This is a genomic window from Streptomyces djakartensis (assembly GCF_014651075.1).
GTDB lineage: Bacteria > Actinomycetota > Actinomycetes > Streptomycetales > Streptomycetaceae > Streptomyces > Streptomyces djakartensis.
Map to the genome: position 1 here is coordinate 640065 of NZ_BMWE01000001.1, position 19386 is coordinate 659450.

19 protein-coding genes are annotated in these 19386 nt (G+C 70.3%); 4 read left to right on the forward strand and 15 right to left on the reverse strand.

What is annotated here, in order from left to right:
* Positions 1 to 11: 11 nt before the first annotated feature.
* Positions 12 to 950 (reverse strand): aldo/keto reductase, encoded by a 939-nt coding sequence (locus IE212_RS02985; protein ID WP_190196043.1) that lies wholly within the window; start codon positions 948 to 950, stop codon positions 12 to 14.
* 122 nt (positions 951 to 1072) lie between these two features.
* Positions 1073 to 2854 (reverse strand): 3-oxosteroid 1-dehydrogenase, encoded by a 1782-nt coding sequence (gene kstD / locus IE212_RS02990; RefSeq protein WP_190196044.1) that lies wholly within the window; start codon positions 2852 to 2854, stop codon positions 1073 to 1075.
* A gap of 508 nt (positions 2855 to 3362) precedes the next feature.
* Here kstD and IE212_RS02995 point away from each other — a divergent pair.
* The gene (locus IE212_RS02995) at positions 3363 to 3791 is read left to right on the forward strand and encodes a S26 family signal peptidase (RefSeq protein WP_268250553.1); all 429 of its coding nucleotides are present in this window, start codon (positions 3363 to 3365) and stop codon (positions 3789 to 3791) included.
* 20 nt (positions 3792 to 3811) lie between these two features.
* Here the strand turns inward: IE212_RS02995 and IE212_RS03000 are convergent, their stop codons facing one another.
* Together IE212_RS03000 and IE212_RS03005 are read right to left on the reverse strand one after the other, a co-directional pair.
* Positions 3812 to 4930 (reverse strand): sugar ABC transporter substrate-binding protein, encoded by a 1119-nt coding sequence (locus tag IE212_RS03000; protein ID WP_190196046.1) that lies wholly within the window; start codon positions 4928 to 4930, stop codon positions 3812 to 3814.
* 108 nt (positions 4931 to 5038) lie between these two features.
* On the reverse strand, positions 5039 to 6958 hold the full coding sequence (locus tag IE212_RS03005; protein WP_190196047.1) for an AMP-dependent synthetase/ligase: 1920 nt from the start codon (positions 6956 to 6958) through the stop codon (positions 5039 to 5041).
* A gap of 319 nt (positions 6959 to 7277) precedes the next feature.
* Between IE212_RS03005 and IE212_RS03010 the strand changes: the two genes are divergently transcribed.
* Complete coding sequence (locus IE212_RS03010) at positions 7278 to 8123, forward strand: MaoC/PaaZ C-terminal domain-containing protein (RefSeq protein ID WP_190196048.1); 846 nt, start codon at positions 7278 to 7280, stop codon at positions 8121 to 8123.
* A gap of 151 nt (positions 8124 to 8274) precedes the next feature.
* Here IE212_RS03010 and IE212_RS03015 read toward each other — a convergent pair whose 3' ends face one another.
* From IE212_RS03015 to IE212_RS03050, 8 genes are all read right to left on the reverse strand, one after another.
* Positions 8275 to 8964, reverse strand: coding sequence for a TetR/AcrR family transcriptional regulator (locus IE212_RS03015; RefSeq protein WP_190196049.1), 690 nt, complete (start codon positions 8962 to 8964; stop codon positions 8275 to 8277).
* 216 nt (positions 8965 to 9180) lie between these two features.
* Positions 9181 to 10491 (reverse strand): dicarboxylate/amino acid:cation symporter, encoded by a 1311-nt coding sequence (locus tag IE212_RS03020; RefSeq protein ID WP_190196050.1) that lies wholly within the window; start codon positions 10489 to 10491, stop codon positions 9181 to 9183.
* Between the two features lie 308 nt (positions 10492 to 10799).
* Complete coding sequence (locus IE212_RS03025) at positions 10800 to 11108, reverse strand: DUF4229 domain-containing protein (protein WP_190196051.1); 309 nt, start codon at positions 11106 to 11108, stop codon at positions 10800 to 10802.
* A gap of 75 nt (positions 11109 to 11183) precedes the next feature.
* On the reverse strand, positions 11184 to 11708 hold the full coding sequence (locus IE212_RS03030) for a GNAT family N-acetyltransferase (protein ID WP_190196052.1): 525 nt from the start codon (positions 11706 to 11708) through the stop codon (positions 11184 to 11186).
* 16 nt (positions 11709 to 11724) lie between these two features.
* Positions 11725 to 12375 carry a UdgX family uracil-DNA binding protein gene (locus tag IE212_RS03035; protein WP_190196053.1) on the reverse strand — a complete coding sequence of 217 codons (651 nt, stop codon included), beginning with the start codon at positions 12373 to 12375 and terminating at the stop codon, positions 11725 to 11727.
* Between the two features lie 192 nt (positions 12376 to 12567).
* Complete coding sequence (gene mqnE, locus IE212_RS03040) at positions 12568 to 13731, reverse strand: aminofutalosine synthase MqnE (RefSeq protein ID WP_190196054.1); 1164 nt, start codon at positions 13729 to 13731, stop codon at positions 12568 to 12570.
* Positions 13732 to 13768: 37 nt separating this feature from the next.
* Positions 13769 to 14224: an Lrp/AsnC family transcriptional regulator gene (locus IE212_RS03045; protein WP_003992162.1), complete on the reverse strand. Its 456-nt coding sequence runs from the start codon at positions 14222 to 14224 to the stop codon at positions 13769 to 13771.
* Positions 14225 to 14285: 61 nt separating this feature from the next.
* Positions 14286 to 14972 carry a UbiX family flavin prenyltransferase gene (locus IE212_RS03050; RefSeq protein WP_190196055.1) on the reverse strand — a complete coding sequence of 229 codons (687 nt, stop codon included), beginning with the start codon at positions 14970 to 14972 and terminating at the stop codon, positions 14286 to 14288.
* Positions 14973 to 15063: 91 nt separating this feature from the next.
* Between IE212_RS03050 and IE212_RS03055 the strand changes: the two genes are divergently transcribed.
* Positions 15064 to 15666, forward strand: coding sequence for a rhomboid family intramembrane serine protease (locus tag IE212_RS03055; RefSeq protein ID WP_190196056.1), 603 nt, complete (start codon positions 15064 to 15066; stop codon positions 15664 to 15666).
* On the opposite strand, the gene mqnP is transcribed toward IE212_RS03055, so the two are convergent.
* Together mqnP and IE212_RS03065 are read right to left on the reverse strand one after the other, a co-directional pair.
* Positions 15656 to 16558, reverse strand: coding sequence for a menaquinone biosynthesis prenyltransferase MqnP (gene mqnP, locus IE212_RS03060; RefSeq protein WP_190196057.1), 903 nt, complete (start codon positions 16556 to 16558; stop codon positions 15656 to 15658). The two genes, IE212_RS03055 and mqnP, sit on opposite strands and share 11 nt — an antisense overlap.
* Complete coding sequence (locus IE212_RS03065; protein ID WP_190196058.1) at positions 16555 to 18006, reverse strand: menaquinone biosynthesis decarboxylase; 1452 nt, start codon at positions 18004 to 18006, stop codon at positions 16555 to 16557. Before IE212_RS03065 ends, mqnP begins: the two co-directional genes overlap by 4 nt.
* A 66-nt stretch (positions 18007 to 18072) precedes the next feature.
* On the opposite strand from IE212_RS03065, the gene IE212_RS03070 reads away from it, so the two are divergent.
* A complete protein-coding gene (locus tag IE212_RS03070) occupies positions 18073 to 18426 on the forward strand; it encodes a PLD nuclease N-terminal domain-containing protein (RefSeq protein ID WP_190196059.1) in 354 nt (117 codons plus the stop codon).
* A gap of 21 nt (positions 18427 to 18447) precedes the next feature.
* Here IE212_RS03070 and IE212_RS03075 read toward each other — a convergent pair whose 3' ends face one another.
* On the reverse strand, positions 18448 to 19209 hold the full coding sequence (locus IE212_RS03075) for a helix-turn-helix domain-containing protein (RefSeq protein WP_190196060.1): 762 nt from the start codon (positions 19207 to 19209) through the stop codon (positions 18448 to 18450).
* Positions 19210 to 19386 lie beyond the last annotated feature (177 nt).

Genomic DNA, 19386 nt, shown 5'->3' on the forward strand with positions numbered 1-19386 from the left:
GGTTCATGGCGCTACCGCGCTTCGGCGAAGCGCGCCAGGTGCTCGTCGCTGAGCCGCACCCGGCGTGCGGCGAGTGCCTGCTCGATCTGCTCCACCCGGCTCGCGCCGACGATGGGATCGATCCCCTGCCGCATCAGCCAGGCCAGGACGACCTGGTTCCTCGTGGCCGAGAGCTCGCCGGCGACATCGTCCAGGACCGCGAGCACCCGGGCGGTCCCGGGGTGCTCGTAGGTGGGCGGCAGCGGCTTGTCCACGCGCTCGTAGGAACCCCAGATCAGGGAGCTGTACGACCAGACGGCAAGCCCCTCCGCGCGCGCGAGGTCCAGGTCCTCGGCGGCGAGCATGCGGTGGCCGGCCTCCGCGAGGGGGGTGAGCGGGCGGGGCTGGACGAGTGAGTGGCGCAGTTGCAGGGCCGTCCACGGTTCCACGCGCTGCTCCCGCGCGAGTGACCGGGCGCGCTCGACGCGCCAGGCGGCATGGTTCGCCGCCCCGATCCGCCGGGCCACTCCCTTCGAGACCAGCTCACCGAAGGCACCGACCGTCTCCTCCAGCGGCACAGTGCGGTCCTCGGCGTGGGCCCAGAGCAGATCGATGTGATCGACGCCCAGGCGTTCCAGGCTCTGCGCCACGCCGGTGTGGACGGCGCGGGCGGAGAGTCCTTCGGCGCTTTCCGGCCAGGAATGCGGAACGAGCGGGTTCTGGCGGACCTTCGTCGCGATCCGCACCGAGTCGCGCATGCCGGGACGGGCCCGGAGCCACGCGCCGATGAGGCGCTCGCTGGCGCCGCCGACGCCACTGGGGTCGGCCCAGAAGGAGTAGCAGTTCGCGGTGTCGAGCCAGACACCACCGCCGGCGACGAACGAATCGAGGATCGCGAAGGCCCCGTCGGAGTCGACGCGGGTGCCGAAGTCCATGGTTCCCAGGACGATTTGACGATCAGTCGGGTTCATGCCGCCGATTGTCGGATCTGGAGCGCGCTCCAGGTCAAGAGCCGTCGTGGCGGGCGCCTGGCGCGGACAGGTCCGCAGGCCGCCGGCCGGCCCCTGCCGCCCTCGCCGTCCTCGCCGTCCTCCTACAGCGTCCCCGCGATGTCCTTCGCCGCGACGTACCCGAACGTCATCGCCGGGCCGATGGTCGAACCCGCGCCGGCGTAGCTGTGGCCCATGACGGCGGCGCTCGCGTTGCCGGCGGCGTACAGGCCCGGGATCACCGAGCCGTCGTCCCGCAGCACGCGGGCCCTGGCGTCCGTGCGCATGCCGCCCTTCGTGCCGAGGTCGCCGGGGACGATGCGGAAGGCGTGGTAGGGGGGCAGCCGGAGAGGGGCGAGGCAGGAGTTCGGGAGGACGGACGGGTCCGTGTAGTAGTGGTCGTAGGCGCTGTCGCCCCGGTGGAAGTCGGGGTCCTCGCCCTGCCGCGCCTGGGCGTTGAAGCGCTCGACCGTGGTGCGCAGAGCCGCCGCAGGGACGCCGATCGACGTGGCCAGCGCGTCCAGGGTCCAGGCCTTGTGCGCGGCGCCCGAGTCGTACCAGGCGTCAGGGAGGGGAAGGACCGGCAGGACGTCCTTGAAGAGGTACCGGTTGCGGTAGTTCTGGTCGGTGATCAGCCAGGACGGGATGGCCGGTTCCGTGCCGTGGACGTCGTACATGGTGTGGACGACGTCGCTGTAGGGGGCCGCCTCGTTGACGAAGCGTCTGCCCGAGCCGTTCACCAGCAGGCCGCCCGGGAGGGTCCGCTCGGCGAGGCAGAAGTACGGGTCGCCCGGGAGCGGGATCGCCGGCCCCCACCAGGCGTCGTCCATCAGGTCGAGGGCCGCGCCGAGCCGCTCACCGGCCCGGATGCCGTCGCCGGTGTTCTCCTTCGCGCCGACCGTCCAGTCCGTGCCGATCGGCTGCCGCTGAAAGCGGGCCCGCATCGCCGCGTTGTGCTCGAAGCCGCCGGAACCGACGATCACGCCCCGGCGGGCCCGGAGCAGGCCCGGGACGCCGTCCCGGGTGACGACGGCTCCGGTGACCGTGCCCTTCTCGACGTGCAGGTCGGTCAGGGGCGTGTTCAGCCACACCGGCACGCCCGCGGACCGCAGCCCCGCACGCAGGCCGGCGGCCAGCGCCTGGCCCATGGTGAGCGGCTTCTCGCCGCGCAGCGCCGCGGCCGTGCCCCGGGCCAGACACCGCGCGGCCACGGCCGCCCCCTTGGCGTTGACCGCGGCCAGGGCGATCCACTTGTAGTCGGCGCTGAAGACGACCATGCCGGCGGGCACGTCCATGTACGGCGGGTTCAGACGGGCCAGCTCGGGGCCCAGGAGGTGGCCGTCGAGCTGGTCGGGCTCGATGGAGCGGCCGTTCGGGAGGCCGCCCGGCAGCTCGGGGTAGTAGTCGCTGTACCCCTCCATCCAGCGGAAGCGCAGGGGACTGCGGGCCATGACGTAGGAGATCACCGCCGGGCCGTGGGTGAGAAAGGCGCGCTGCCGGTCCGCGGGGACGTCCGGGCCGACGACGGCGGCGAGGTACGCGGCGGCCTTCGCGGGGGTGTCCGGGACGCCGGCCGCGAGGACCACCGGGTTGTTCGGGATCCAGATCCCGGCGCCGGAGCGGGCCGTGGAGCCGCCAAAGGTCGGTGCCTTCTCCACGACCACACAGCTCAGCCCCTGCCCGGCGGCGGTCAGCGCGGCCGTCATCCCGGCCGCGCCGGACCCGATGACGACGACGTCGTACGTGCCGAGCGGGGGCAGGTCGGCGGCGCGGGCACCCTGCTGGACCCCGGCGGCGACCGCGAGTCCGGCACCCGCGGCACCGGCCAGCACTCGTCTTCGGGACGGGGCTTTGGAAGCCGCCGCTGAGTTGCTGCTCGTGGTCATGGCCGCTCCAGCCCGAGAGGAACGCGAAGGGGTGGGGAATGTCGCGCGCGGGCCTCGCGAAGTCAAGAGCCGTGCCGGTGCGGCGAGTTCGGATCCGGTCACGGGAGGCGGACACGGCCCGGCAGGGTCTCGGCGGTCGGCCGGCATCCTCTCGACATGGCATGCGTCCGGCAGATCGGTCAGCAGATCCGCCGGTAGGGCAGCTTGGGGAGATAAGCCTGCCAGTCCTCTCGGGAGAGGCTCCGGCCGACTCGTTGGCAGACCCGCGCGGCTCCAGGCCCGGGGCTGACGGTATGTGTTCGCAACGGCGTGTGTGTGCCCAGGGTTTTGAGGGTGGTGCCATCTCGGCTGAACGCGAGAGCCAGGACCGCGTCACCAGTGCCGGATACGGCGGAGCGGCGGGGCAGTGGTGAGGTGATGTCCCATATCTGGATGGTGCCGTGGGAGCCGGCCACCGCCAGCATTCGGCTGTCTGGGGGGCGTACTTCTGGCGCGGCGCCGCTTCGCAGTGATCACCGTCGCCGGTGTCAGCATGGAACGCGCCTATCGCAACGGCGACCGGGTGCTGGTTCGGCGGCTCAGCCGCAACGGGGTCCCTGACATCGGCAGAGGCGGCGTCGTCGTCGCAGCGTGGCGACCGCCCTCCGGTGATCCGCCGGGAGCCCTGGTGACGCGCGGAGAGGCTACCCGGCCGGCCAGTAGGCCACCCGGTGCCCATGGCTGGATGATCAAGCGCGTCGTGGCAGGCCCCGGCGACCCGGTTCCCGCGGGTCTGGGACCCGCCCTTGCCGCCAGGGCCGGGAAGCCGGTACCGCAGGACCGGTTCGTGCTCCTCGGCGACAACGCCGCTCACAGCCACGACTCCCGCCACACCGGATTCGTCCAACGCGGCGACATCCTGGCAGTGGTGGTCCGCAGGCTCACCCGCCCCCGATGAGGATGAGGCTCGACGACGGCCTACTCGAGCCCGATCGCCGCGCAGTCCGCCTTGTACTGCGGGGTGCAGATGTCCTTGACGGTGTAGACGCCGTCCGTGATCACCGTCTCCTTGATGTTGTCCTTGGTGAGGGCGACCACCGGCACCAGCATCGCCGGGATGTTCTTCTTCGTGGGGCTGTCGACGGTGTCCCGGGTCAGTGCGGCGAACTCGATCGAGCGGTCCTGCACCTTGGCCACCGCGATCTTCGCGGCGTTCGTGGCCTCCAGCAGGAAGGACTTGTACACCGTCATGTACTGCTTCCCCGCCACGACCCGCTGCACGGCGTCCAGGTTGGCGTCCTGCCCGGTCACCGGCGGAATCCTCGTGGCACCGGCCTCCTCGAGCGCCTCGATGACGGCGCCCGCCATGCCGTCGTTGGCGGAGTACACGGCGGCGATGTCGTTCAGCCCGACGGCCTTGATCGCCTTCTTCATGTTCGCCTTGGCGACGGAGGGCTTCCACTCCGTGGTGTCGTACTGCTCGACGATGTCCACCTGGCCCTGGAGTTCGCTCAGCGCGCCGTCCTTGAACCGTGCCGTGTTGGGGTCGCCGGGGTCGCCGTTCATCATGACGACCTTGCTGTTCTTGGCCTTGTCGCCGAGTTCGCCCGTGATGGCGCGGCCCTGCACCTGTCCGACGAGTTCGTTGTCGTGCGAGACGTACGCGTCGATGGGGCCTTCGGCGAGCCGGTCGTAGGCGATGACCGGGATGCCGGCGTCCTTGGCCTTCCGTACGTCCGTCGCGATCGTCTTGGAGTTGAGCGCGTCGACCAGGATGACGTCGACCTTGTCGTCGATCATCTTCTGGAACTGCTCGCTCTGTCTGGTGACGCTCGCCTCGGCGTTGGCGTAGCGGACCTCGCCCTGGTTCTCGGTGAGGGAGGCGACCTCACGCTTGATCAGCGGGTAGTCGAACTTCTCGAAGCGTGCCGTGTCCCGGTCGGGCAGCAGCAGACCCACCGTGATGTCGTTGCCCTTCTTCACCGCGGAGTCGTCACTTCCGCCGCCGCACGCGGCGAGGGACAGGGCCGATACCGAGACCGCCAGAGCTATGCAGAGGGGACGGGGAGCGGTCCGGCGGGTGGTGCGCGCTATCACTGGTGGTGCCTTCCGAGGGGGAGCATCGCGACGAGGAGGTGGCTGAAAGCCAACGGGGAGACACCGTGTGTCGTCAAGCAGCACGTGTGAAGAGATGGCAAAAGTGACTCATCGGGTGTACAGCCCCTCCACTTCCGCGGCGAACGCGCGCATCACGGCCTGGCGGCGGAGCTTCATCGACGGGGTCAGGTGGCCTGCCTCCTCGGTGAAGTCCTCGGGGAGGATCGCGAAGCGGCGGATGGACTCGGGGCGGGAGACCAGCTTGTTGGCCTCGTCGACGGCGCGCTGGAGGACGGAGCGGAGTTCCTCGTCGTCGACGAGGAGCTTCGGCGGCACGGGGTGTTTGCCGTTCATCTGGCGCCAGTGGGTGACGCCGTCCGGGTCGAGGGTGATGAGGGCGGCGACGTAGGGGCGGCCGTCGCCCAGGACGAGGCACTGGGAGATCAGGGGGTGGGAGCGCAGCCAGTTCTCCAGCGGTGCCGGGGCGACGCTCTTGCCGCCCGCGGTGATGAGGAGTTCCTTCTTGCGGCCGGTGATCGTGAGGTAGCCCTCGTCGTCCAGTTCGCCGAGGTCTCCGGTGGCGAGCCAGCCGTCGGGGGCGGCGGGGACGACACCGCCGGCCTGGGGGTCCCAGTAGCCGCGCAGCACGTGGTCGCCGGCGACGAGGATCTCGCCGTCGGCGGCGATCCGGACGCGGGTGCCGGGCAGTGGCCAGCCGACCGTGCCGAGGCGGGGCTTGAGGGGTGGGGTGACGGTCGCCGCGGCGGTCGTCTCCGTCAGGCCGTAGCCCTCGAAGATCTCGATGCCGGCGCCGGCGTAGAACGCGGCGAGGCGCCGGCCCAGCGGTGAACCGCCGCAGATCGCGTAGCGGACCCTGCCGCCCATGGCGGTGCGGATACGGCGGTAGACCAGCGGGTCGTAGAAGAGGCGGGCGGCCTTGAGGGCGTGGGAGGGGCCGGATCCGGTGCCGGTCTGCTGGGCCTCCACCGCCTCTGCGTAGCGCTGCGCGACCGACACGGCACGGTCGAACGACGCCACGCGGCCGCCCGCTTCGGCCTTGGCGCGGGCCGCGTTGAACACCTTCTCCAGCATGTACGGGATGGCCAGCAGACAGGTCGGCCGGAAGCTCGCCAGGTCCGGCAGCAGGTCGGTCGCCTTGATGCTCGGGGCGTGGCCCAGCCGTACGCGGGCGCGGACGCAGGCGATGGCCACCATGCGGCCGAAGACGTGGGACATGGGCAGGAACAGCAGGACCGAGGCCTCTTCGCTGGTCTTCGCCCGGAAGACGGGGTAGAGCAGCTCGATCGCGTTGTCCACCTCGGCGAAGAAGTTGCCGTGGGTGAGGACGCAGCCCTTGGGGCGGCCCGTGGTGCCGGAGGTGTAGATGAGGGTGGCGAGCGTGTCGGGGCCCGACATGCCGCGCCGCACCTCGACCTCCTGGTCGGGCAGGTGCGCACCGGCTTCGACGAGCCGGTCCAGGTGTCCCTTCTCCACGATCCACAGGTGCTTGAGGTCGGGCAGGCGTTCGCGTTCCGGGCCGAGCGCGGCGGCCTGCCCGGCGGTCTCGGTGATCAGCGCGACCGCGCCGGAGTCCTGGAGGATCCAGCGGGCCTGGAAGACGGAGGAGGTGGGGTAGATCGGGACGGTGACCAGCCCGGCCGACCAGGCCGCGAAGTCCAGGACCGTCCACTCGTAGATCGTGCGGGCCATCACGGCGACCCGGTCGCCCGGTGTCAGACCCTCGGCGATCAGCCCCTTCGCCACGGCCAGCACCTGCCCCGCGAACTCGGCCGCCGTGACGTCGCTCCAGTGGCCGTCGGCGTCCTTGCGGCTGAGCGCCACGGCGTCCGGGTCCGCGCTCGCGTTGTCGAAGGGCAGGTCGGCGAGCGACCCGTGGGTCCACGGCGCCGCCAGCGGCGGTACGGACGCCTCCCGCACGACCCCGTCCAGCCGCCGCGTCTCGGGCTCGACCAGGACCGGTCCGCCGTACGGGTCGCCGTAGGCGGAGGGGGAAGGGACAGGGGACACGGGCTGCTCCTGGGGCGTGCAGTGGAGAACTGCTTGCTGCCTGACGTACGTGCCTCGCACGCCGAGGCGCTCAACCGGCTGAACCCGCAGAAAGGGGTTACTCGCGGTAGGAACCGGATCGTACGGCCCGCACGTGGGGAGTATGTGCGGGTTCGGGGATGGTCCGGAGCCGGGCCTGTGCATTCTCGGGGATCAAGTGAGGTTCCTTCAGGTTCGGTGGGGCCACAGGGGCCGCGACGCGGCATTACCCCCGGTAACCTGACTTCGGGGTAAGAAGTGCGCCCCTTCACCAGGCCGCCGTCGAAGCTGGGAGTTGCCCATGGCCGACGCCCCTCTCGTCCTCACCCAGCGCCCTCCCCTGCTCCCGCTGCTCGCCCGCGGGGCCCTGCTGTCCCCCTTCAAACGGCCCTCCGCCGACGCGGAGTTCCCGCGCACCCGGCTGGTCCTGCCCGGTCTGCGCGTCGACCTCGCACGGCTGTCGGCGTACGAGCGGGTCTGCGGATTCCCGACCGGGGAGGACGCGCTGCCGCTGACCTACCCGCACGTGCTGGGATTCCCCCTGGCCATGCGGCTGATGAGCGGCCGTGACTTCCCGCTGCCGCTGCTGGGCCTGGTCCACACGTCGATCACGGTCGTCCGGCACCGGGGGATCCCGGCCACCGGCTCCTATCAACTCACCACTCATGTCGAGGGGTTGGCACCGCACCGGCGCGGCACGGAGGCGACGGTCGTCACCGAGATGCGCGAAGGCGGCGAGCTCGTATGGGAGTCGAGCAGCACGTACCTCGCCCGGCACCGCACGCGGCGACCCGCCGGCGCCCACGGGAAGGACGCAGCGAAGCCACTGCCCGCCGTCGCCGAGTGGCGGCTCGCCGAGGACGCCGGACGGCGCTACGCGGCGGCGTCGGGCGACCGCAACCCGATCCACCTCCACCCGCTCACCGCCCGCCTGTTCGGCTTTCCCCGGGCCATCGCCCACGGCATGTGGACGCTGGCCCGCTGCCTCGCCGCACACGGCGCCCCGGAATCCTGCCGCGTCCGGGCGGAGTTCCGAGCGCCGGTCCTGTTGCCGGGGTCGGTGACGTACGGGGCCGGCGACGGCCGGTTCGAGCTGCGGGGCCGGGGGAACCGCCTGCATGTGGCCGGGAGTGTGTTCCCGGCCTGACGGACTGGCGGGGTGCCGCCGACATGTCGCGTGCGGGGCGACGAGCCGGGAGCCGACACCATGACGCGCCGACCGGTTCCCCGGTCGCCGGCGACGGGCCTCATCGGCCTCCGCAGGGCGGGAGGGTCCCGCTCCCCGGGGCCCTCCCGCCCTACGCCCCCACTCGCTCCCCCTCCGGCGGCGACCACGGCCGCCCGGCGATCAGGTCCCCCAACCCCGCCCACGCGAAGTTCATCAGGGTCGCCGCGGCCTGCCGGGCCGTGACGCCCGGAGCGGCGTTGGCCCACGCGGCGAGCGACTCGGCGGCGCCGACCAGGGCCTCGGCGAGCCCGGCGACCTCCCGCTCCGGCAGGTCGGGGTCATGGGGGTACCTCCCTGCCCGAGCGCAGCCGAGAGCTTGCTCGCGGGCCCCGGCCAGGATCAGCTGCGTCACGAACGCGACGATCTCCTCGCGCATCGCGGTGACCTCGGCGGCGAACGGCTCGCCGTGCGTTCGGGCCTGGAGGTGCAGGACCGCCCAGGCGTCCGGGTTGCGCCCGGTGTGCGCGAAGAACGCCCCGAGCCCTTCCCAGAGTTGCCGGTCGGCGGGCAGACCGGGCCGGACACCGGCCCGTACCGCCTCGACGAGCGCCTTGGCCTCACGGCGGATGCAGGCGGTGAAGAGGTCTTCCTTGGAGTTCAGGTACAGGTAGACCAACGGCTTGGACACGCCCGCGAGTTCGGCGATCTCGTCCATCGACGCGGCCATGTACCCCCGCCGGCCGAAGATCCGCACGGCGGCGTCCAGCATCTGCTGTTCACGGACCGCGCGCGGCATCCGCTTGGTCTTCACGGCACCCATGCGGCTTAGCGTACGGTCCGAGCGGGCCGTCACCGCGGGGCCTTTCCCGGACACCGGGGGATGTGGCGGAATCCCGACAGCCCGGCCCGCTGCGGTCGGGCTGGGGCCGCGGCCTTGCCACAGCACAGCGTCAGCGTCGTGTACGGGGACACGGCGGGGGCACCGCTTGCTCTTCGGTGAGGTTCCGAAGTAGCAGGCAGTGCCCCCGGCGCTCCGTCAGACAGCCGCGGTGACCGGCTCGTTCCTGTCGCTCGGCTCGTCGAGCGGCTCCTCCAGGGAGGAGCCGTCGGCCGTGGCGTAGGCGTCGCGGTCGAGCAGGTTCTCCCGGGCCGAGACCAGGACCGGGACGAGCGCCTGGCCCGCCACGTTGGTCGCGGTGCGCATCATGTCGAGGATCGGGTCGATCGCGAGCAGCAGACCGACGCCCTCCATCGGCAGGCCGAGGGTGGAGAGGGTGAGGGTCAGCATGACCGTCGCGCCGGTCAGACCGGCCGTGGCGGCGGAACCGACCACCGAGACGAACGCGATCAGCAGGTAGTCGCCGACGCCCAGCTGGATGCCGAATATCTGGGCGACGAAGATCGCGGCGATCGCGGGGTAGATCGCGGCGCAGCCGTCCATCTTGGTCGTGGCGCCGAACGGCACCGCGAAGGACGCGTACTCCTTCGGCACGCCGAGCCGCTCGGTGACCTTCTGCGTCAGCGGCATGGTGCCCACGGACGAGCGGGAGACGAAGGCCAGCTGGATGGCGGGCCAGGCGCCCTTGAAGAACTGGATCGGGTTGGCCTTGGCGACGGTGGCGAGGAGGGCCGGGTAGACCACGAACAGGACGATCGCGCAGCCGACGTAGATGTCGACGGTGAACGTCGCGTACTTGCCGATGAGGTCCCAGCCGTAGGTGGCGATGGCGTTGCCGATGAGGCCGACGGTGCCGAGCGGGGCGAGCCGGATGACCCACCACAGCGCCTTCTGGAGCAGCTCCAGGACGGACTCGCTCAGGTTGAGGATCGGCTGGGCCCGCTCGCCCAGCTGGAGGGCGGCGATACCGGCGACGGCGGCCATGAAGACGATCTGCAGGACGTTCAGCTGGGTGAACGGCGTGATGACGTCGGTCGGCACGATGCCGGTCAGGAAGTCGATCCAGGAGCCGGTGTCCTCGGGCTTGGCGCCGTCCTTGGGCGTGAGGCCGGTACCGGCGCCCGGGTTGGTGAGCAGGCCGATGACGAGACCGATGCTCACCGCTATCAGCGACGTGATCATGAACCAGAGGAGGGTGCGCGAGGCCAGCCGGGCCGCGTTGTTGACCTTCCGCAGGTTGGTGATCGAGACCAGGATCGCGAAGAAGACGAGCGGGGCGACGGCGAGCTTCAGCAGGCCGATGAAGGTGTCGCCGACCTTCTCCAGGGTCGTGACCAGCCAGGACAGGTCCTGGCTGCGGGCGAGCCAGCCGAGCAGCACGCCCAGGACGAGACCGGCGAGTATCTGGGCCCAGAAGGGCACCTTGAAGGACTTCGTGTGTGAGGACACGGACTGACTCCGTTGGGGGACGCGTAGGGGGGACTGACGTGGGTGACGACGGGGTTGTGCGATACGTCAGGGACGACAGGCAGCGGACGCGCACCGACAGAGATCCACGTGCAGGCGCGCCACGAGCAGAACGCTCAGGGGCGGAGGGGACGCGACTGCCGACTTCATGACAAGAACCTTAACACCTGAACTTTGAGGACCCCAAAGCCTGGCTTTGACAGGCGGAAACACGCAAGCACCCATGCAAGGCAAAGCGCCCCGTTTCCGCACATGTACGGAAACGGGGCGCTGAACGCCTGTGAGGGGCCTTACGAGGTCTGACCCTGCGTCCGGGACGTGTCGCCGGCCGTGTCCTCGACGTCCTCCTGGCTGCGACTGACCTCCATGCCGGCCTTGAACCGGTCGACCCGGCGCACGATCTGCTCGGACGCCCGGTCCCGTTCCGCCCGCAGCACGACGAAGCTGATCGGCGCGGAGAGCAGCAGGGCGAGCAGCACGATCCACAGGCCGTTGCTGTCACCCAGACCCCGGGGGGCGAGGCCGGAGTAGACGGCGCCCCAGACCACCACGAGGCAGCCCACGAAGATCCCGAGGCGCATCAGCGTGTAGCGGAGCATCTCAATCCACTCTTCCGATTCCAAAAGGGGCCAGCGTTCAGTGAAGCACGCCGGGCGGCCGATCTTGCACGGGGGTCAGCGCAGCGGCAGCAGCATGATCACGTCGTCCCGGTCGTCATCCGGCGCCACCCGGATGGCGCCCGGGATCCGGCCGACCTCCTTGTAGCCGCACGACTCGTAGAACCGCTCCAGCCCGAGCCCGCCCCGGCAGGTCAGCCGGATCGCCTCGATGCCCTCCAGCCCCCGGGCCGCGTCCGCCGCCGCGGCCAGCAGATCACGGCCGTAGCCCTTCCCCTGGTGACGCGGGTGCACCATCACCGTGTACAGCCAGACCCAGTGCGTCATCAGGCGATGTGTGTTGCGGGTCAGGAACGCGGTCGCCGCGACCCGCCCCTCCTCGTCGCGCCCGACCAGCAGCCTGACGTCGCCCTCCGCCATCGCGGCGAAGTGCTTCAGCAGCGAGGGCCGGATGTCCTCCCGCGCCACCGGCGGCACGAAGCCGACGGCTCCGCCGGCGTTGGAGACGTCGGCCCACAGGTCGAGCAGGCCGTCTCGAAGCTCGGGGGTGACGGCGGGATCGAGCGTGAAGGTAAGGGGCATGGATGGATTGTAGTTATTACCCCAGTGCCTGCGCCGCCACTCTCAGATCCGAGAGCAGCCCTCGGTACGCCGCCTCCCGGTCATCGGCCCGCAGCACCGACGACGGGTGCACGGTCGGCACCAGCCGCTCCGGCCGCCCGTGGATCTCCTCCTCCAGCACCGTTCCGCGCACCTGCGTCACCCGGAAGGACGAGCCGAGCAGGGCCTTCCCGGCGGTGGCACCGAGCACCACGATCAACTCCGGCTCCACGACCGCGAGCTCCGCGGCCAGCCAGGGCCCGCAGGCGGTCATCTCCCGCAGGTTCGGCGCCTTGTGGATCCGCCGCTTGCGCGGCTCGGCCTGGGTGAACTTGAAGTGCTTCACGGCATTGGTGACATAGGCCTCGGCGGGGTCGATGCCGGCTTCCTCCAGCGCCCTGTCCAGCAACCGTCCGGCGGGCCCGACGAACGGCTTCCCCTGCCGGTCCTCCTGATCGCCGGGCTGCTCACCCACGAGCATCACCCGGGCGTCCTCGTCCCCGGCACCGAAGACGGTCTGGGTGGCGTCCCGGTGCAGGGGGCAGCCCCGGCACTCGGCGGCGGCCCTGCGCAGGGCGGGAAGCCCACCGCGACCAGGAACGAAGGGTTCAGCGGTATAGGCGTCCTCAGGCGCCTCGGTCCTGACCATGCCCTCCGGGTACCCACCCCAGGGGCGCGGGACCCTGCCGATATGCGGCTCCGCCGCGGGGCGCGCCCGGCCCTTCCACAGGCAGCCGGATCACGCCCCAGGGGCGCGGGGAACTGCGCGAGCACCACCTACGGCCCGCACCCGAGACCGAACCGGCACACCCCGGAACCGAAGACCCCGGAACCGACGGAGTCACACCCGCATCGGCTGCGGCGACTCCCGACGCTCCGGGTCAGGCCCGTCATACTCCCGAATGATCTCGTACCGAGTGTTCCGCTCCACCGGCCGGAACCCCGCATCGCGGATCAGGTCCAGCAGATCCTCACGCGTCAGCTTGTTCGGCGTCCCGAAGTCGTCCGCATCATGTGTGATCTTGTACTCGACCACGGACCCGTCCATGTCGTCCGCACCATGCTGCAGCGCGAGCTGCGCCGTCTGCACACCGTGCATCACCCAGAAGACCTTCACGTGCGGCACGTTGTCGAACAGCAGCCGCGACACCGCGAAGGTCTTCAGCGCCTCCGCCCCCGTCGCCATCTGCGTCCGCGCCTGCAACCGGTTGCGGACCTTGCCGTCCCGCATGTCGACGAAGTCGTGCTGGTACCGCAGCGGGATGAAGACCTGGAACCCCCCGGTCTCGTCCTGGAGCTCACGCAGCCGCAGCACGTGGTCCACCCGGTGCCGGGGCTCCTCGATGTGCCCGTACAGCATGGTGGACGGAGTCTTCAGGCCCTTCTCGTGCGCGAGCCGGTGGATCCGGGACCAGTCCTCCCAGTGGGTGCGGTGGTCCACGATGTGCTGCCGGACCTCCCAGTCGAAGATCTCCGCGCCACCGCCGGTGAGGGACTCCAGACCGGCGTCGATCAGCTCGTCCAGGATCTCGGACGCGCTCATCCCGGAGATGGTCTCGAAGTGGTGGATCTCGGTGGCCGTGAAGGCCTTCAGCGAGACGTTCGGCAGCGCGGCCTTCAGCTCCCGCAGCGAACGCGGGTAGTACCGCCACGGCAGGTTCGGGTGCAGGCCGTTGACGATGTGCAGCTCGGTGAGGTTCTCCGGCTCCATCGCCTTGGCGAGCTTCACGGCCTCCTCGATGCGCATCGTGTACGCGTCCTTCTCCCCCGGCTTGCGCTGGAAGGAGCAGTACGCGCAGGAGGCCGTGCACACGTTGGTCATGTTGAGGTGACGGTTGACGTTGAAGTGCACGACGTCGCCGTTCTTGCGCGTGCGCACCTCGTGTGCCAGGCCGCCGAGCCAGGCCAGGTCGTCCGACTCGTACAGCGCGATGCCGTCCTCACGGCTCAGGCGGACGCCCGCCCTGACCTTCTCCTCCAGCTCGCGCTTGAGCCCGAGATCCATGCCCACACCTTTCTACGACGACGTCCCAACCGTACGGCTACTCTTCTTCGGGCAGTTCCCCGACCCGGTTCTCCCACTTCGTGGAGAGCACGATGGTGGTACGCGTCCGGGAGACGCCCTTCGTCCCGCTGAGCCGCCGGATGATCTTCTCCAGGCCGTCCACGTCCGTCGCCCGCACCTTGAGCATGTACGAGTCGTCGCCCGCGATGAACCAGCAGTCCTCGATCTCCGACAGGTCCCTCAGGCGCTGCGCCACGTCCTCGTGGTCGGCGGCGTCGGAGAGCGAGATGCCGATCAGGGCGATGACGCCGAGGCCCAGCGAGGCGGCGTCGACGGTGGCCCGGTAGCCGGTGATGACCCCGGCCGCCTCCAGCCGGTTGATGCGGTCGGTGACACTGGGTCCCGACAGGCCGACAAGGCGCCCCAGCTCCGCGTAGGAGGCCCGGCCGTTCTCCCTCAGGGCCTGGATGAGCTGCCTGTCCACCGCGTCCATTGCGATCGAAGCCTTCCGCTGAAGTAGGTCTGTGGTTGTGGTGAGGTCCGGAGGGGGTGGTTCAGCCGGCGCGGTCCTGCCCGCCGCCGAGCTCCCCCTGCCAGCGGCGGTAGAGCCCGTGCGGCACGCCCGCCGCGTCGAGTACGCGTCCGGCGACGAAGTCCACCAGGTCCTGGATGTGCGTCGCGCCCGCGTAGAAGGCGGGTGAGGCCGGTACGACGGTCGCGCCCGCGTCGTCGAGAGTGACCAGATGCCGCAGGGTCTGGCCGTTCAGCGGGGTCTCGCGTACGGCCACGACCAGCTTGCGCCCCTCCTTCAGGGTCACGCTCGCCGCGCGCTGCAACAGGTCCTTCGACAACCCGAGCGCCACTCCGGCCACGCTCGCGGTCGAGGCGGGCACGATCAGCATGCCCTTGGCGGGGTACGACCCCGAGGACGGTCCGGCGGCCAGGTCGCCGGCGCTCCAGTGGCGTACGGCGTCGACGTCCACGGAGAAGGTGCCCGGCTTGCCGTCGGCGCCCCGGGACAGCCATTCGCGCAGGTCGTCACGCCAGTGGGCGTCCCGGAAGGAGATCCCGGTCTCGTCGAGCAGGGTGAGCCGGGAGGCCCGGGACACCACGAGGTCGACGCTCTCGCCCGCGGCGAGGAGGGCCCGCAGCACGGCAGCGGCATAGGGGGTGCCGGAGGCGCCGGACACCCCTACGATCCAAGGCGCACGCGGCGTCTCGCCTGGCTTGGCTGGGTTCACAACACTGAGCCTATCGGGCGTCGCAGGGTGGGAACCGGTCCAGGGGGGCGGGCCGTTGCACGGAGAGGACGAGCGAGCACTGGGGGCCGACATGCCGGGTCCGGAAGCCGGGTGGTCGAGAGGTGACCGTGCGCTGGCCGCGGGCAAGCTGATGCTCGTCTGGGTCGCGCTGCTGTGGCTGCTGGAGCTGGTGGATGTCCTGACCGGCCACGCGCTGGACGGCTTCGGCGTCACCCCGCGTGTCCCGTCCGAGCTGGTCGACGTCGTCCCGTCGGCGTTCATCCATTTCGGCTTCGCCCATCTGGCCGCGAACACGGTGCCGTTGCTGGTCCTCGGCTTCCTGGCCGCGCTCGCGGGGCTGCGCCGTTTCCTGCTGGTGTGCGCGCTGATCGTCGTCGTGGACGGCCTGGGCGTCTGGCTCGTATCCCCGGCGCACACCAACACCGCGGGCGCCTCCGGCCTGATCTTCGGCCTCTTCGGCTTCCTGCTGGTGACCGGCTTCGTCGAGCACCGCCCCCTGGGCGTCGTGGCCGGCGTCCTGGTCGCCGCGGTCTGGGGCGGCTCGATACTGGCGGGCCTCGCCCCGACCCAGTCGGGCGTCAGCTGGCAGGGGCATCTGCTGGGACTGGTGGCGGGCGTGGCGGCGGCGTTCGTGTTCCGCCGCCACGCCACCGCGCCCGCGCTCACACGGTGAGTCCGCGCACCAGCAGGTCCAGCAGCGCGCACCCGAACAGGGCGATCCCGATGAAGCCGTTGACGCTGAAGAACGCCCTGTTGACCCGGGACAGGTCGTGCGGGCGGACGATGGTGTGCTCGTACAGGAAGGCACCCGCGACGATCAGCAGGCCCAGCCAGAAGAAGGCGCCGGCGCCGGTGGCCAGGGCGTACCAGACGAACAGGGCGGTCGTCACCGCGTGGCAGACCCGCGCTCCCCAGATCGCCGCCGGGACGCCGAAGCGCGCCGGGACGGACATGACGCCGATCTCACGGTCGGTCTCGACGTCCTGGCAGGCGTAGATCAGGTCGAAGCCGCCGATCCAGACGCCCACCGCCAGACCGAGGATCACCGCCTCCCAGGACCAGGAGCCGGAGACCGCCAGCCAGCCGCCCACCGGGCCCATCGCCTGGGCCAGGCCCAGGATGGCCTGCGGGAAGTTCGTGAACCGCTTGCCGTACGGATAGACGACCATCGGGATCACCGCGACGGGAGCCAGCGCCAGGCACAGCGGGTTCAGCAGGGCCGCCGCGCCGAGGAAGACGGCCAGGGCGATCAGCGCACCCGTCCAGGCGTGCTTCACCGACATCGCGCCGGTCACCAGCTCGCGGTGCGCGGTACGCGGGTTCCGCGCGTCGATCTCCCGGTCGATGATCCGGTTGACCGCCATCGCGAAGGTCCGCAAGCCCACCATGCAGACGGTGACCAGCAGCAGCCGTCCCCAGTGGACGTTCCTGTCCCACTGGTACATCGCGGTGAGCGAGGCGATGTAGGCGAAGGGCAGAGCGAAGACCGAGTGCTCGATCATCACCAGGCGCAGGAAGGCCTTGGTGCGTCCCGGCTGCGGAATGGCCGCGGAAGCGGAGGTCACAGCCCGTACTCCTTCCAGCGGCGGTCCACCTTCGCCGCCGTCTCCGGATCGGACTCCACCATGTCGGGCCAGCCGCCGTCACGCGTGTAGCCCTCCTCGGGCCACTTCTTCGTCGCGTCGATTCCGGCCTTGCCGCCCCAGAACTGCTGGTAGGAAGCGTGGTCGAGGTGGTCCACGGGCCCTTCGACGATGCTGAGGTCGCGGGCGTAGTCCGTGTTGCCCAGCGCCCGCCAGGCGACCTCGTGCAGATCGTGCACGTCGCAGTCGGAGTCGACGACCACGATCAGCTTGGTCAGCGACATCATGTGCGCGCCCCAGATGGCGTGCATGACCTTCTGCGCGTGCTTCGGGTACTTCTTGTCGATCGAGACGATCGCGCAGTTGTGGAAGCCGCCCGCCTCCGGCAGGTGGTAGTCCACGATGTCCGGCACGATGATCTTCAGCAGGGGGAGGAAGAAGCGCTCCGTGGCCCGGCCCAGGGGGCCGTCCTCCGTCGGGGGGCGGCCGACGACGATCGACTGGAGCAGCGGCCGCTTCCGCATCGTCACGCAGTCGATCTTCAGCGCGGGGAACGGCTCCTGCGGCGTGTAGAAACCGGTGTGGTCGCCGAACGGCCCCTCCGGCAGCATCTCCCCCGGCTCCAGCCAGCCCTCGATCACGACCTCGGCCTGCGCGGGCACCTGCAGCGGCACGGTCTTGCAGTCGACCATCTCGATCCGCTTGCCCGCGAGGAACCCGGCGAACATGTACTCGTCGATGTCGCCCGGCAACGGCGCGGTGGAGGCGTACGTCACGGCCGGCGGGCATCCGAAGGCGATCGCGACGGGCAGCCGCTCCCCGCGCCGGGCCGCCACCTGATAGTGGTTCCGGCTGTCCTTGTGGATCTGCCAGTGCATGCCGATGGTGCGCTTGTCGTGCCGCTGCAGCCGGTACAGCCCGAGGTTGCGGATGCCCGTCTCGGGGTCCTTGGTGTGCGTGAGCCCCAGGTTGAAGAAGGAGCCGCCGTCCTTCGGCCAGGTGAACAGGGCGGGCAGTTGCTCCAGGTCGACGTCGTCGCCGGTGAGCACGACCTCCTGGACGGGGCCGTCCTTCACCTTCCTCGGCGGTACATGGGTCATCGAGCCGAGCTTGCCGAAGGCCTCGCGCACGCCGACGAACCCGTGCGGCAGTTCGGGCTTCAGCAGCCCGCCGATCTTCTCCGAGATCTCGCCGTACGACTTCAGGCCCAGCGCCTTCAGCAGACGCCGGTCGGTTCCGAACACGTTCATCGCGAGCGGCATGGCCGACCCGCGTACGTTCTCGAAGAGCAGGGCGGGGCCGCCGGCCTTCTGGACCCGGTCGACGATCTCCCCGACCTCCAGATACGGGTCGACCTCGGCCTTGATGCGCTTGAGGTCGCCCTCGCGCTCCAGCGCCCTGAGCAGGGAGCGAAGATCGTCGTAAGCCATGCGGTCCAGTATCCCCGAGCGGCTACCCTGGCCTGGAACCGCCCACCGCTTTCGCTGAGAGGCAGCATGCTCCGGGTACTGATGTTCCTCGTGCCACTGGCGCTGAGCGTGTACGCGTTCATCGACTGCATCAGCACCCAGGACGACGACGTCCGTCACATGCCCAAGCCGCTGTGGGCGCTCCTCGTCCTGGTGTTCCCGCTCGTCGGCTCGATCTCCTGGCTCATCGCCGGCAAGAAGCGCAGCCCCGCCGCCGACGGCTGGTCCGGCGTCAGGGGCGGCCGCTCCCGGCAGTGGGTCGCGCCCGACGACAACCCCGACTTCCTGAAGTCCCTCGACGAGGACAAGAAGCTCGGTGGGGACAAGAAGCTCGACGAGGACAAGAAGAAGGACGACGACCCGAACCGGGACGAGCCCTGAGGTGGCCGCCCTGAGGTAGCGCTATGGCTCCTCAGTGCGCTCTGACGCCGGTTCGGGTTCGAGGTTCGGTTCGGGTTTGGTGTGGAGGATGTCGCGGGCCTGTTCCATGGCGCGGGTGATGCTCTCGGAGACGTAGTCGAGGAACCGGGCGATGTTCTCGAGGCGGTGGGCGGCCGGTGTGCCGGGGCCGAGAACGCCGACGCCCTGCCGCGCGATCTCGCCGAGCTGGGCGGTGGAGCGGGCGGCGGCCATCGTGGACTGGTACATGACGTCGTCGTCGACGGTGTAGCGCTCGCGGCGGCCTTCGCCGCGTTCCCGGCGGACCAGGCCCTGACTCTCCAGGAACGCGATCGCCTTGGACACGGACGCCGGGCTGACCTGGAGACGCCGGACGAGTTCTGACGCGGTCACACTCCCCTCGTCGGTGGTGTACAGGCAGGTCAGCACCCTGGCTGTCATCTTGGGCAGGCCTTGAGCCATGAAGACGGTGGTGAACAACTCCTCGTAGTCGCGCACCGCTTGGGGGTCGCGCCCGTGTGGCTGCGGGGGTGTCGCGGTGGACGCCCGGGGCGTGGCCTGCTTGCGACGGTGCGCGCGGCGTTCGGTGGCGCGGTGGGCGAGATCCGCGCGGTAGGAGACGGGGCCGCCGTTGCGCATGACCTCGCGTGTGATCGTCGAGGTCGGGCGGTCCAGACGCCTGGCGATCTCCGCGTAGGCCAGGCCGTCGGCCAGCCCCAGTGCGATCTGCTGGCGCTCCTGCTGGGTGAGCCTGCCTCCCGGCATCGCGGTCTCCTTCGTCGTCCTTGATGCCCGCAGCATAGCGTTCACTTGCAGCCCATTGCAACGCTTTAGCTGGCCTTCATTGCGTTAGCTTTCCATCCATTGCAATGATTTCTCAGCTTTGAACTGCACTTATTCCCGATACATGCAACGAACTAGTTGCCGCACTCTCGAACGCAA